Genomic DNA, 13,768 nt, shown 5'->3' with positions numbered 1-13,768 from the left:
AAAAATGAAAAAAGAGAAGAAGAGGTGAACGAAATGAATGTAGCGATAAAAGCGATTGCAATCGGGGATGTTAAGTCGTTAAAACAAAACGATAAAGTAGCCTCTTCTGCCATCGAAAAATCAACGATTTCGAGTGCGAATGTCTCGTTGTTAGGAATTGAAGGGGATGCCCAAGCCGATTTGAAGAACCATGGGGGACCAGATAAGGCGATATGTGCTTATTTTTTTGAGCATTACTCCTTTTGGGAAGAAAAGTTGGACAAGTCATTATCATTTTCTGCCTTTGGTGAAAATATCACATTACAAGGGACAACTGAAAAAGAAATTCGCATCGGAGACATTTTTAAAGTAAATGATGTTCTCCTCCAAGTTAGTCAACCACGACAGCCATGTTTTAAATTAGGGTTAAAACATGAACAACCAAAAATGCCTGTATGGGTTCGTGAAACAGGATATACAGGATTTTATTTTCGCGTGTTACAAGAAGGAACATTCACAATAAATCATTCTTTTGAGCGGGTGGAAACAAACCTAACATATCCAACACTTGAACAAGCTAATGAACTTATGTATGGTGCTCATCCGAATAAAGAGGCGATAAAGGAAATTATTGAAGTCAACGAATTGTCTGAAAGCTGGAAAAAACAATTTAAGAAACGAATAAATCAGTAAATGAATCTGAGTGTAATCGGTTAATGCATCACTTAAAAAAGCTTGGGAAAACTGCAACGGACATAGGTTCCGCTATGCATAGTAATTTCCGTTGTTTTTTCACCTGAACGGACATCTGTTCCGTTATTTCTACCTCCATCTTAAAAATTTCACCTTATATTTGCAAATAACGGAACGAATGTCCGAAAGCTTTTGAAAACAGCTATTTTTAACATGAATAACGGAACAGATGTCCGTAAGAGTATGGATTACATAAAAAAATGTACAAAGGATTGATCAAATGTCAACACGCTTCGCAAATCCGTTACAAGCTGATTGTGAACAATGCTTTGGCCTATGCTGTGTTGCTTTACCATATGCGAAATCAGCCGATTTTCCCATTGATAAAGACAGTGGAGTTCCTTGTTCTCATTTACAAACTGATTATCGCTGTGACATTCATTCTACTTTAAGAGAGAAACAATTTAAAGGCTGTACGGTGTTTGAATGTTTTGGTGCAGGGCAAAAAGTATCACAACAAACATATGCAAATATAACATGGCAAGATAACCCGGCTATTGCAAAAGAAATGTTTCAAGTCTTTCCGATTATGCATCAACTTCATGAAATGCTCGCCTACTTACAAGAAGCGCTAGCTCATAAAGAAGCCTATTTACTTTTTTCACAGCTAAAAACTATGCTTGAAAAGACAGAACAAATTAGCAATCTACCAGGATTGCAGTTACTAGATTTTGATATTAGTGCCCATAGAAAAAAGGTAAATCCATTGCTACTTGAAGCGAGTGTTCTAATTCGTGAAAAAGCAAGAAAACAAGTTTCCCCAAAAAACATGTCTCGTATTGAAAAACGGCGAGATTTCATAGGGGCCAACTTACAAAAAGCGAATTTACAAGGTCTCAATTTACGTGGTGCACTTTTTATAGCAGCCAATTTACAAAAAGCGAATTTACGCGAAGCTGATTTAATTGGAGCTGATTTTCGCGATACTAATATTTGTGGAGCTGATTTAAGGGGAAGTTTGTTTTTAACACAAGTCCAAGTGAATGCAGCGATAGGTGATCGCGAAACAAAGCTCCCAAGTTCCTTATCTCGCCCGCCACATTGGAAATAATGGAGCCCAATTCATTCACTCGTTTCTTTTGTTCAATAATCGTTCAAATTGAGCTTTCGTATTGATGTTCATAAATGCATCATCTTCTAAAAATGCCTCCTCAGAAACTGTAAGGACAGACACTCGTTGTAATAAAGCTCCGACTTTATATATTTGTTGTTGTAATAATTGTTCGATAAAAGGGAGGCAACGTCGATTATACATGCCGATGAGTGGTTGTCTTATTTCTTTAATTACCGGTATGATCGCATCAAGTTCTTCGTTACTGGCAACGATAGAACAAAGTGTTTTATAAATCGTAGAATCAAGCAAAGGGGTGTCACAAGGAGCGACCATGTACCAGGCGCTCTTTTTTTGCATGCCTGTCCATATTCCTGCTAAGGGACCGTTTCCTTGATACTGTTTATCATCACATATGACAAAATTAGAAGCAGAAGTTTCTATTTTTTCTTTAATTTCAGGGTGCGCGATAATGACAATGTTTGAACAAAAAGGAGAGATGGCGTCGATAGAATATTGATAAAAAGGTTTCCCTTTATATAATTCAAGCGCTTTGGGCTGTCCGAATCTTGTAGAACGCCCTCCAGCTAATACAATTCCTGTTACGCTTTCATTCATTTTTTCTCCTCCTTTACTTTTCTCTATCTTAATATGGCATAACATAAGAGGACAAGTCATATGATCTATTAATCAACAAACGTGACTTTTTGTAAAAGGATGGGGGAAGAGATGGATAAACGATTGGAAAAAGTAAGAAGGAAAATAGAAAATAGGAGAAGAGATGCTCATGGTAATGTTAAACGAAAAGAACGTTCAGCACCATTAATCTATGACAGGCATGATGAAGCACGGGATGAACCGGATTTTTATGTGTATCAGGAAAAGCAAGAGGATAAACAAGAAAGATTATTTAATAAAGAATGGTTTATGCTGCGCTCGATGATTGCTGTTCTATTATTTTTAGGAACTGCTATTTTATTTAGCAACCAGTCTCAAGCATTAGATGGAGCAAGAACCTTTATACAAAATTCGTATGAACAAGAACTTCAATTTTCAGCAATTGCCAATTGGTATGAAAATCAGTTTGGCAGACCGCTTGCACTACTGCCGTATGAAAACGATATGGCCTTACATGATGTTGAAGAAACACCCCAATTAGCCTATGCAGTCCCTGCTTCGGGTGTTGTGACCGAAAGCTTTCAACAAAATGGACGAGGCATTTTAGTCGAAACAGGGAAAGATAAAAAGGTAGAAGCTGTTAAGTCAGGTGTCGTCATTTTTGTTGGTGAAGAAGACAACTTAGGAAAAACAATTGGGATTAGGCATTACGATGATGAAGGAGAATCATGGTACGGAATGTTAAGTGATGTCGATGTCCAATTATATGATACGGTGACATCAGGAAGTGAAATTGGGAAGGTATCGAGCAATGAACAAGCAGAAAAAGGAATTTATTATTTTGCCTTAAAGCAAGGAGATAAGTATATTGACCCCATTGACGTGATATCGTTTGACTGATGTGATTGGGCTAGTAAAAAAAATAAAGATAAGTCCATTTTTCTGGTTTGTTCTAGGAATCGGAATTATAACGGGGTATTTTCGTGAAGTTCTCATGGTATTTCTTATTGTCCTTATTCATGAGTTAGGACATGCCGGCACGGCTCACTATTTTAAATGGAAAATTCAAAAAATTGAACTGTTACCATTTGGTGGAGTAGCAGAAATGAATGAGAGTAGTAATCGTCCTTTTAAAGAAGAGTTTTTTGTTATAATTGCGGGTCCGCTTCAGCATGTATGGTTAATCGCAGTTTCTTTTTTTCTTGTTCAATTTGATTTTTGGACAGTCGGGGATCACGAGATGTTCGTCACGCATAATGTGATGATTGCTTGTTTTAATTTATTGCCGATTTGGCCACTAGATGGTGGTCGATTATTAAATTTAGTTATTTCCTATTATTTTCCTTTTGAACAAGCGCAAAAACTAGCTATATATAGCTCTGTATTTATTCTTTGTGTCGTTGCGATTATTAGCTATGTCAATGTCCCGTTTCATTTAAATTTATGGGTTGTCTTATCTTTCTTATGTATTTCGAATTATTTAGAGTGGAAACAACGGCATTTTGTTTTTATGAGGTTTTTGCTTGACCGATTAAATGGAAAAATAACAGGTGCGAGACAGCAACATCTTTCCGTCCCATACTCTGTATCGGTTCGAGATGTCGTAAAGATGTTTCGAAGAGGCCACGACCATTTTATAGTCATAAAAGGGGAAAATGATGAGCGGAAAGTCATTAAAGAATCCGAAGTATTACAAGCTTATTTTCATGAAAATAAGCTTCACCATTCATTAAAAGACATTATTAAATTTGGATAAAAGAAACGTTGCTTACTTGTGTAGGCAACGTTTTTATTTCGTAACGGGGATTTTAAATGTGTTACTAATAACTTCATATAATGTTTGGATAGAAAAAGGCTTATAAATATGATTAATATCTTGGCAGCTTGTACAGGTTTTCCCTTTTGTGCTTGTGGTCGTAATTAATAATTGCGCTTTCTGGTATGTATCTTTTATTTTTGTACAAAAAGTAAGATTGTCCATATCAGAAAGATTATCACTAGCAATCACATAATGAACAGCTGATGGCGAAGAACTAAAAAACGCAGTAGCCGATTCAAACTGCTTCACTGTAAATCCTAGTTTTTCTATATGATAGGATAATAGCATTGAATGGGCAGGTTCTTCTTCAATAACGTAAACACATGGCTCTGTGCTCATAAATACCCCCAAAGTATTAAGTTTCGTTAAGATAATATTAACGTTTTGTTGAGAAATTATCAATTTATTTTGTCGGAATTTGGTTAAAAAAAGGAAAAAAGTCGGATAAAGTCAAAAGAAAATCGTTTGGTATCACCATGTTTTGCGTAAAATAAAGACAAGTTCATGGTATGATGGAGGAATAGAGTGTTGAAAGCGGTGAGATAAGATTTTGAAAAGAATAGTTTTTAATATGGCGACTACTGAACGAAGAGCAGCGATTTTGGAACATGATCGGGTCGTGGAACTATTAATTGAACGGTCAGTTGAAGATCGTGTAGTAGCGAATGTGTATAAAGGAAGAGTTGTCAATGTATTGCCTGGTATGCAGGCTGCATTTGTTAATATAGGGCGTGATAAAAATGGGTTTCTTTACCGGGATGACCTTCTTTCTTTCCATTTATCAGAAGAGGAAGAAGAAGTGAAAAAAAAGAAAAGTATTTCTGAGTTTGTTTCTAAAGGGGAAGAATTACTTGTTCAAGTCACAAAGGAAGGTTTTGGTACGAAAGGCCCGAGATTAACTGGAGTGGTTTCTTTTCCAGGTCGATATATTGTGTATATGCCACAAGGTGGATATGTAGGCGTGTCAAGAAGGATGAAATCAGAAGAAGAACGGGAGCGTCTCCGGAAAATAGGTGACTCTCTCTTAGAAGGCCAAGAAGGAATGATTATTCGCACCGTTTGTGAAGGTCTTAATGAAGAAACGATTAATGAAGACCTTCAATTTTTACGGAAGTTTTGGCTAGACATTTGGAAAGAAGGAAAGACGCTTCCACCACCAGCATTAATTCATCAAGATACTGGATTACTCGAGCGTATTGTAAGAGACTTTTCCTTTGACGATGTTTCAGAAATTATCATTGATAGTAAAAAAGATTATGAACGATTAAAAGAATTGCTAGAACCTTACCGTCATCTCGAAACAGAATTGGTTTATTACCGGGAAAAAGAAAATATTTTCTCAAAATATGGGATTGAAAAAGAGCTAGAAAAAGCATTGCGTCGTCAAGTATGGTTAAAAAATGGAGCTTATATTATGATTGACCAAACAGAAGCATTAACGGTCATTGATGTGAATACAGGTAAGTTTACGGGCAAAAGCAATTTGCAAGATACGGTAAGACGGACAAATATCGAAGCAGCAAAAGAAATTGCGCGGCAACTGCGACTTCGAGATATTTCTGGTATTATCATCATTGATTTTATCGATATGCGTGATGAGGATGATAAGAGACAGGTGTTACATGCGTTTACAAAAGCGTTACAGCAAGATCGAACGAAAACAAATGTGATGGGGCTAACAGGTCTTGGGTTAGTAGAAATGACAAGGAAAAAAATCAGACAAAACTTGCATGATAGCTTATCAAAGCCATGTCCTACTTGTGCAGGGAAGGGGACGGTTTTATCCAATGAAGCCCAGGCTTATCGTATTGAGCGGACATTGTTTGAATATCGGAACATGGATGAGGAAGCGATGTTAGTGGAATTACCACCACAAGTGGATCGCGTCATTCGTGGAGAAAAAAATGAGCATCTTCTTTGGCTAGAGCAGTCATTAGGGTATCAGATTCATTTAGTGCCAAATGATAAAATGGGAGAACATGATTTTGCGATTCGGCATATGGGGACGAATGAAGAAGTAAAAGAAAAAGCGCTCAACCTCATGTACAATAAGCATTGACAGGGATTTTAAAAATATGGTATGATGTCTTTTGTTAGTTGTTTGGATATCTCCCAAAGAACTACAACCGCACAAAGCGGGTTTAAAAAGACGTTTGTCTTACCTAGCATTTGGCGAGTCTGAGTATACTGAGGAGGTGCAGAGAATGTACGCAATTATTGAAACTGGTGGGAAACAAGTTAAAGTTGAAGAAGGACAAGAAATCTACATCGAAAAATTGGATGCAAATGAAGGCGACCAAGTGAACTTCGATAAAGTTCTTCTAGTTGGTGGAAACGATGTGAAAGTTGGAGCTCCATATGTTGAAGGAGCAACAGTAACGGCGAAAGTTGAAAAACAAGGTCGTGCGAAAAAAATCATCGTTTACAAAATGAAAGCAAAGAAAAACTACCGTCGTAAGCAAGGTCATCGTCAACCTTATACTAAAGTTGTTATCGAGAAGATTAACGGCTAATCACGATGATTATTGTTCAAGTAAAACGACTTGATACAAAAGAAATTGCTTCTTTTTCAATGGAAGGGCATGCAAATGCTGGACCTTATGGATCTGACATCGTTTGTGCTGGAGCTTCTGCGGTTACATTTGGAGCAGTCAATGCGATTGCTACCTTATTGAACACAGAGCTTGAAGTCGAGATGAAAGATGATGGTGGCTTTCTCCGCTGTATCGTCCCCACTCAGTTACATGAGAAGACGTATGAGAAAGTACAACTTTTACTAGAAGGTATGGTTGTTGCTCTTCGATCGATGGAAGAAGAATATGGTGAACATATTACAATTACAGAATTATAGGAGGTGAATCTCATGCTAAAAATGAACCTTCAATTTTTCGCTTCGAAAAAAGGGGTAGGTAGTACGAAAAACGGACGTGATTCGATTTCGAAACGTCTTGGTACAAAACGTGCGGATGGCCAAACGGTAACAGGTGGTTCAATCCTTGTTCGTCAACGTGGTACTCGTATTTATCCTGGAGTGAACGTAGGTAAAGGTGGAGATGACACTTTATTTGCGAAAGTAGACGGCGTTGTTAAGTTTGAACGCGTTGGTCGCGACCGCAAACAAGTAAGTGTATATCCTGCTGCACAATAAGAAATAATACTCTTGTCCATTGGGCAAGGGTATTTTTTATGTTTAAAAGGCGCGAAATGCGGAAAGTGGAGTTTGTCTCGAGCTTAGCGGATACCTGTTCCGTTATTTACGTGAAAACGAGCTTTTTTCAAAGGTGTTCGGACATATGTTCCTCTATTTTGCCATCTTTTCAAAAATATCCTTTCTTTTCGCTGATATAATGGAACAGATGTCCGAACGAATTGGATTTTATATGAAAAATGATAGAATAGCGGAACAGATGTCCGTTACGGCATCTACTCTCGCTTGTCATGTAACTTGTGCAGCATGATTTCAAGAAGAAAGAAGGTACATATATGAAACTTACCGTGATTGGTTGCTGGCATGGTTATCCGGAACGAGAGGGAGCAACATCAGGTTATTTAATTCAACAAGATGACTTTTCTCTTTTGCTTGATTGTGGCAGTGGTGTATTAAGTCATCTTCAACGATATTGTCCTCTTCAAAAGTTAAATGCTGTCGTTGTTTCTCATTACCACCAAGACCATATTGCCGACATCGGTGTTCTGCATTATGCAAGGTTAATTGAAACAAAGCTTGGTCGAGCTTCTATACCGCTGTTCATTTATGGTCATAAGGACGATAAACGTTTTGATACATTAGCGTATGAACCATATGTCAAAGCAATCGCTTACGAATCAAACACACCTTTACAAATAGGTCCGTTTTCCATCTCCTTTTTGAAGACAAACCATCCGGCTCCTTGTTATGCGATGAGGATTACGAACGGGAAAAAAGAATTCGTGTATACAGCAGATACAAGTTATTTCTCCGGGCTCGCTTCATTTGCACAAGAGTGTGATTTGTTAATTACTGAGTGTAGTTTTTATAAAAATCAAGAAACAGTTGGTGGACACATGAATAGTCAAGATGTTGGCATACTTGCAAAAACAGCAAGAGCAAAACATGTATTGCTTACCCATTTACCACATTTTGGTGAGCGAGCTTCGTTACTTACTGAAGTGAAAGAAAGTTATGATGGACAAGTTGAGTTAGCATCTAAAGGTTGGTCCTTTACTTAATATAACAAATCGAAAATCACTCTTTCGTTTGGACAGCTGTTTCTACTTTTATCATCACTTCTAGCAACGAGTAATGGACAGTTGTCCAAAGTTGGAGCCCTCCCCTCTAAAGAGTTAACCCCCATATGATTACTTTTAATACGTCCGTTAATTGATAGATATACTTTATTTTTTTTAGTGAGAAATAAATGTATAAATTCAATATATTTACAATCGGAAAAAGAAATAATAAATGTTCAAATCTCGTAGTATAAAGGTTTTATTTGTAGAAAGCGATTACAAAAAGGGTTCAATTATTACGTTGAACTGTTACACTCTTAATGTTATTAAAGACTTGTTTACAAAATATTTACAAACGCAACACACCACCTTAATATTCGCCTACTATACTAGCAATTGTGAGAGGGACAATAACTGACAAAAAACCACTCTACACAATATCATTTTTCTCGTAGAAAAGGGAGGACAATTAAGTGAAGAAGCTTTTATTGTTATTAGTAATGGCAGCATTGATGGCATTTTTAGCAGCGTGTGGTTCTGGAGATGAGCCAGTAAATAGTGACACAACTGGTGACACTGACACTGAACAAACAGAAAAAACGGATGATGCAACAGAAGAAGAGCCTGCTGAAGAAGCAACAGGGGATTTAGAAGGTAGTGTTGTAATCGATGGTTCGGGAACTGTATTCCCATTAATGGCAGCAATTGCTGACGAGTACATGGCTACAGAACAACAAAATGTATCAGTAGAAGTAAGTCGTGCAGGTACAAGTGCTGGTTTCGGTAAATTCCTAGTTGAAAACGGAACAGATTTTAACAATGCTTCTCGTACTATAAAGGAAGAAGAACAAGCGGAAGTAGATGCGCTTGGTTTAGACGTTAAAGAAATTAAAGTAGCTTTAGATGGTTTAACTTTTGTTATTAACAAAGAAAATGATTGGGCTACTGAATTAACAAAAGAAGAATTAATTAGTATTTTCAAACATGATGGTGGAGTTACAAAATGGTCTGATATTCGTCCGGAGTTTCCAGACGAGGAAATCAAACCAATGGGACCAAATGAAAACCATGGAACATACGAATTTTTCTATGAAAAGATTCTAGAAAAAGAAGATTTAGTTGATACAGTAAATCTTCAACAAGAATATTCCACTCTAGTAAACTTAGTTTCAGAAGATAAAAATGGAATCGCATTTTTCGGATTTGGTTACTATGTTAACAACACAGATAAATTACAAGCTGTTCATGTAGATTTCGGTGAAGGTGCAGTTGAGCCAACATTAGAAACAATTGGTGAAGATGCTGATTACGCTCCATTTACTCGTCCAGTATTCACATATTTAAATGTTGGTATGGCAAAAGAAAAGCCTCAAGTTTTAGATTTTGCATTATATGCGGTTAACAATGTAAATACTTTTGCTGGTGAAACTGGATTTGCTCCATTACCAGATGCAGAAATTCAAGAAAATGTTCAATTTTTAGAAGGATTAAAGTAAAACAAATAAATGTGAAGATGAGAGCTGTTCCGTTAAGTTCTCATCTTCTGTTCATTTTCACTTATTTAATTGAAAAATGTTACAAGGTCTGAAAGGGGTCCATTTTATGGAAAAGGGCATTGAAAATAAGGGGAATACGTTAAACGTTCGCGAAATGGTTTCGAAAAATAAAAGTTCCAGAAGCATTAACGCAATTATCGAAAAAATTATCCCAAAAGTATTATTGTTTATCGCAACAATATCTGTTTTAACTACAGTCGGAATTTTATATACATTATTTACTGAAACAATTGAATTTTTTCAAAGAGTGCCGATTTTAGACTTCTATACGGGTACAGTATTAAAACCTTTAAGTCAAGAGCCGCAGTTTGGAGTGTTACCGTTACTAATGGGAACGATACTATCATCATTAATTGCAATGGTAGTTGCGATTCCGATAGGATTAATGACTGCGATATTTCTTAGTGAATACGCATCAGACAAAGTTCGACGTTTATTAAAGCCGATTTTAGAAGTGCTAGCAGGAATCCCAACGATTGTTTATGGTTTTTTTGCATTCACATTTGTAACACCATTATTACGACAGTTTATCCCAGGGTTAGAGGCTACAAATATATTAAGCCCGGGAATTGTAATGGGTATTATGATTATTCCTATGGTAGCGTCTTTATCTGAAGATGCAATGAGTTCGGTACCGAATTCAATGCGAGAAGGAGCGTTAGCTTTAGGCTCAACAAAACTAGAGGTAACAGGAAAGGTTATTATACCTGCTGCTATGTCTGGAATTATTGCTTCTTTTGTACTTGGAATATCACGGGCAATTGGTGAAACAATGATCGTAACAATTGCTAGTGGTAGTACGAAAAACTTTACTTTTGATATTACACAATCTATGCAAACGATGACTGCATATATTGTTGAAGTCACCGGGGGAGATGCTCCTGCTGGTTCGACTATATATTACAGCTTATATGCTGTTGCTATGACATTATTTGTTTTTACTCTCGTCATGAATTTACTAGCTCAATATATTTCTCGTAGATTTAGGGAGGAATATTAAAATGAAATATGTAGACAGTGTGCAAGTCCAGAAAAAAATGAATACACGATTACTACGAAATAATATTGCAAAAACAATATTTTTCCTATCGACTACATTTGGCGTAATTGTATTGGCAGTATTAATAGCAAGAGTTTTTTCTCAAAGTATAGGATGGATTGACTATGATTTTCTGACTGGTAGACTTTCAACCAATGCTGATAGAGCGGGTATTATGGGAGCTATTCTTGGAACTCTTTGGTTAATGGCCGTTGTTGCTCCTGTAACGATGCTAATCGGTGTTGGTACAGCGATTTATTTAGAAGCTTATGCAAAAAGGGGAAAAATTCATTCTTTTATTCAAACGAATATTCGAAATTTAGCGGGAGTACCTTCCATCGTTTTTGGAATTTTAGGTCTTACTATCTTTGTTCGAGCAATGGATTTAGGTAACATTGTTCTTGCTGGTGGACTTACAATGTCTTTATTAGTTCTTCCTATCGTGGTTGTTGCCAGCCAAGAAGCTCTTCGTTCGGTTCCACAACACTTAAGTGAAGCGTCTTACGCTATGGGAGCAACAAAATGGCAAACGATAAAAAATGTTGTATTACCTGCAGCTTTACCAGGTATTTTAACAGGGCTCATTTTATCTTTATCTCGTGCAATAGGTGAAACAGCTCCGCTTGTTGTTATTGGAATACCAGCTTTACTTGTTCCTTTTCCTGGGGGGATTATGGACAGATTTACAATATTACCAATGCAAATTTACTACTGGACAATAGATTCAGTGTTAGTAGCGGAATATGCGAATTTAGCAGCTGCAACGATTGTTGTTTTATTAATTGTTTTATTTTTAATGAACTCAGTTGCAATTATTATCAGAAACAAGTTTCAACGAAGATATTAATTTATTTTTAAAGGGGAGGAAACAACAATGGCATTAGTTTCAGTGAATGAAAATAAGAATGAAAAGGTAGACACGGTGGAATCTGTTCAAACAGAAGGCAAGGTTGTATATGATACAAAAGGGTTAAACTTATGGTATGGCAAAGATCAGGCCTTAAAAAATATTAATCTATCGGTCTATGAAAATGAAGTAACTGCAATTATTGGTCCTTCAGGTTGTGGAAAATCTACTTATATAAAAACGTTAAACCGCATGGTTGAGCTTATTCCAAATGTTAAAATTTCCGGTAATATTTCTTATCGTGGTGAAAACATTTTAGGAAAATCATATCAAGTCGAAGATTTAAGAACGAAAGTCGGTATGGTGTTTCAAAAGCCAAACCCATTCCCTAAATCTATTTATGATAATATTGCATACGGACCAAGAATTCATGGAATTCGAAACAAAAAAATCCTCAATCAAATTGTAGAAAAAAGCTTACGTGGTGCTTATATTTGGGATGAAGTAAAAGACCGTTTAAACGAAAATGCTTATGGACTTTCAGGTGGTCAACAACAAAGATTATGTATTGCTCGTTGTCTTGCCATTGAACCAGACGTCATTTTAATGGATGAACCTACTTCTGCGTTAGATCCTAAATCAACGTTAAAAGTTGAGGAATTAATCCAGCAATTAAGAAATGATTATTCAATCATTATTGTCACTCATAATATGCAACAAGCCGCTCGAATCTCTGATAAGACGGCCTTCTTCTTAAATGGAGAAACGGTAGAATATGATAAAACGGATGTCATCTTTTCTAATCCAGCAGACAAAAGAACTGAAGATTATGTAACAGGCCGTTTTGGGTAGAGAGAAGGATTATGCGAATGGAAATTAGAGGAAATTTCACTCACCAACTAGTTGAGGTTAAGCAAGAAATACAAAAGATGGGTCAGCAAGTTAAACAGTCTCTATCTCTTGCTATAGAAGCGTTCCAACAAGGAAACGCTATGAAAATAGAAAAAGTCATACAGGGTGATATAGAGATTAATCAAATGGAGTTAGCGATCAATGATGAGGTTGTGTTAATGATAGCCAAGCAGCAACCTGTGGCTGGAGACTTAAGGAAATTAATCGTTGCCTTAAAAATATCAAGTGATTTAGAACGGATTGGTGACTTAGCCGTTGATATGGCTAAAGTTTCAAAACGAATTGATACAAATTATTTACCAGGCCAAAGAGACATTTTATTAGAGATGGCTGATATTGCTTGCAATATGTTAGAAACGTCTTTAAACGCTTATATGACTAGTGATATATTAGTGGCACAGCGAATTGCGATGTTAGACGACAAAGTTGATCAAATGTACGGTCAATATATACGTGACATTATGAACTTAGGAACAGAAGAATTACGAGCCGAACAAACAACACAACTTGCATTTTTAGGTAGATATATTGAACGGATAGCTGATTATGCAACAAATGTCGCAGAATGGGTAGTGTATGAAGTAAACGGGAAGCATTTTGATTTAAATTGAACCCCCCAAAAAAACTCTGTCCGCAGGTAAAAAACCTTGTCCAAGGGTAAAAAACTCTGTCCAAAGTATTTTTAAGGTGAAAGGGATAAGGGGTAGAGAAAAAGCATGAAGGAGTCTTTGAAAGTGTTGATAACACTGACATTGGCTCTTTTTTTCATTCAGCCATTTACCCTAATTCCTTAATCCTTACCTCTACTACGGACAAACATTTTTACCTTTTTTCATCGCTCAAAACCCTAATTCCTGTCCCCTTATCTTTTCTATTCTGGACAAACATTTTTACCTGTAAGAGTGTGGTAAAAGTGGGGGGAAGGCTTGGGGGAGAAGGGATTGAGAGGGATTGGGGAGTGGACAAAGATTTTTACCGATCTACA

At 36.6% G+C, this 13,768-nt stretch carries 16 protein-coding genes and 1 other annotated feature; of the genes, 14 read left to right on the top strand and 2 right to left on the bottom strand.

Annotated features, from left to right (window positions below; all coding sequences use genetic code 11):
• Window positions 1–33: 33 nt before the first annotated feature.
• Window positions 34–672, top strand: a complete 639-nt coding sequence (locus tag T323_RS0100090) for an MOSC domain-containing protein (RefSeq protein ID WP_026671459.1) — start codon at window positions 34–36, stop codon at window positions 670–672.
• A gap of 280 nt (window positions 673–952) precedes the next feature.
• Window positions 953–1,783, top strand: a complete 831-nt coding sequence (locus T323_RS0100080) for a pentapeptide repeat-containing protein (RefSeq protein WP_026671458.1) — start codon at window positions 953–955, stop codon at window positions 1,781–1,783.
• A 15-nt stretch (window positions 1,784–1,798) separates the two neighbouring features.
• Here the strand turns inward: T323_RS0100080 and mobA are convergent, their stop codons facing one another.
• Complete coding sequence (mobA, locus tag T323_RS0100075; RefSeq protein ID WP_026671457.1) at window positions 1,799–2,401, bottom strand: molybdenum cofactor guanylyltransferase; 603 nt, start codon at window positions 2,399–2,401, stop codon at window positions 1,799–1,801.
• A gap of 111 nt (window positions 2,402–2,512) precedes the next feature.
• Between mobA and T323_RS0100070 the strand changes: the two genes are divergently transcribed.
• Window positions 2,513–3,301 (top strand): M23 family metallopeptidase, encoded by a 789-nt coding sequence (locus T323_RS0100070; RefSeq protein ID WP_026671456.1) that lies wholly within the window; start codon window positions 2,513–2,515, stop codon window positions 3,299–3,301.
• A 1-nt stretch (window position 3,302) separates the two neighbouring features.
• Window positions 3,303–4,157: a M50 family metallopeptidase gene (locus T323_RS0100065; protein WP_245613668.1), complete on the top strand. Its 855-nt coding sequence runs from the start codon at window positions 3,303–3,305 to the stop codon at window positions 4,155–4,157.
• A 33-nt stretch (window positions 4,158–4,190) separates the two neighbouring features.
• Here the strand turns inward: T323_RS0100065 and T323_RS0100060 are convergent, their stop codons facing one another.
• Window positions 4,191–4,559 carry a response regulator transcription factor FixJ gene (locus T323_RS0100060; protein ID WP_026671454.1) on the bottom strand — a complete coding sequence of 123 codons (369 nt, stop codon included), beginning with the start codon at window positions 4,557–4,559 and terminating at the stop codon, window positions 4,191–4,193.
• A gap of 211 nt (window positions 4,560–4,770) precedes the next feature.
• Here T323_RS0100060 and T323_RS25500 point away from each other — a divergent pair, with 211 nt between their 5' ends.
• From T323_RS25500 to phoU, 10 genes are all read left to right on the top strand, one after another.
• Window positions 4,771–6,279 carry an Rne/Rng family ribonuclease gene (locus T323_RS25500; RefSeq protein WP_035177133.1) on the top strand — a complete coding sequence of 503 codons (1,509 nt, stop codon included), beginning with the start codon at window positions 4,771–4,773 and terminating at the stop codon, window positions 6,277–6,279.
• Between the two features lie 55 nt (window positions 6,280–6,334).
• Window positions 6,335–6,410, top strand: a sequence feature (ribosomal protein L21 leader region).
• 14 nt (window positions 6,411–6,424) lie between these two features.
• Complete coding sequence (gene rplU / locus T323_RS0100050; RefSeq protein ID WP_026671453.1) at window positions 6,425–6,733, top strand: 50S ribosomal protein L21; 309 nt, start codon at window positions 6,425–6,427, stop codon at window positions 6,731–6,733.
• A gap of 5 nt (window positions 6,734–6,738) precedes the next feature.
• Window positions 6,739–7,071: a ribosomal-processing cysteine protease Prp gene (locus T323_RS0100045; RefSeq protein ID WP_026671452.1), complete on the top strand. Its 333-nt coding sequence runs from the start codon at window positions 6,739–6,741 to the stop codon at window positions 7,069–7,071.
• Window positions 7,072–7,083: 12 nt separating this feature from the next.
• A complete protein-coding gene (rpmA, locus tag T323_RS0100040; RefSeq protein WP_026671451.1) occupies window positions 7,084–7,368 on the top strand; it encodes a 50S ribosomal protein L27 in 285 nt (94 codons plus the stop codon).
• A gap of 335 nt (window positions 7,369–7,703) precedes the next feature.
• Window positions 7,704–8,429, top strand: coding sequence for an MBL fold metallo-hydrolase (locus T323_RS0100030; RefSeq protein WP_026671450.1), 726 nt, complete (start codon window positions 7,704–7,706; stop codon window positions 8,427–8,429).
• A gap of 473 nt (window positions 8,430–8,902) precedes the next feature.
• Window positions 8,903–9,925 carry a PstS family phosphate ABC transporter substrate-binding protein gene (locus T323_RS0100025; RefSeq protein WP_026671449.1) on the top strand — a complete coding sequence of 341 codons (1,023 nt, stop codon included), beginning with the start codon at window positions 8,903–8,905 and terminating at the stop codon, window positions 9,923–9,925.
• 106 nt (window positions 9,926–10,031) lie between these two features.
• Window positions 10,032–10,985 (top strand): phosphate ABC transporter permease subunit PstC, encoded by a 954-nt coding sequence (pstC, locus tag T323_RS0100020; protein WP_026671448.1) that lies wholly within the window; start codon window positions 10,032–10,034, stop codon window positions 10,983–10,985.
• Window position 10,986: 1 nt separating this feature from the next.
• A complete protein-coding gene (pstA, locus tag T323_RS0100015; protein ID WP_026671447.1) occupies window positions 10,987–11,871 on the top strand; it encodes a phosphate ABC transporter permease PstA in 885 nt (294 codons plus the stop codon).
• Window positions 11,872–11,898: 27 nt separating this feature from the next.
• Complete coding sequence (gene pstB / locus T323_RS0100010; protein WP_026671446.1) at window positions 11,899–12,723, top strand: phosphate ABC transporter ATP-binding protein PstB; 825 nt, start codon at window positions 11,899–11,901, stop codon at window positions 12,721–12,723.
• A gap of 17 nt (window positions 12,724–12,740) precedes the next feature.
• Entirely contained in the window at window positions 12,741–13,394 is a 654-nt protein-coding gene (phoU, locus tag T323_RS0100005; protein WP_026671445.1) for a phosphate signaling complex protein PhoU, read from the top strand.
• Window positions 13,395–13,768 lie beyond the last annotated feature (374 nt).

Origin of the sequence: Alkalihalobacillus bogoriensis ATCC BAA-922 (assembly GCF_000621445.1) — a bacterium.
GTDB lineage: Bacteria > Bacillota > Bacilli > Bacillales > Bacillaceae_F > Bacillus_AO > Bacillus_AO bogoriense.
This window is presented reverse-complemented; position numbering and strand designations above follow the sequence as displayed.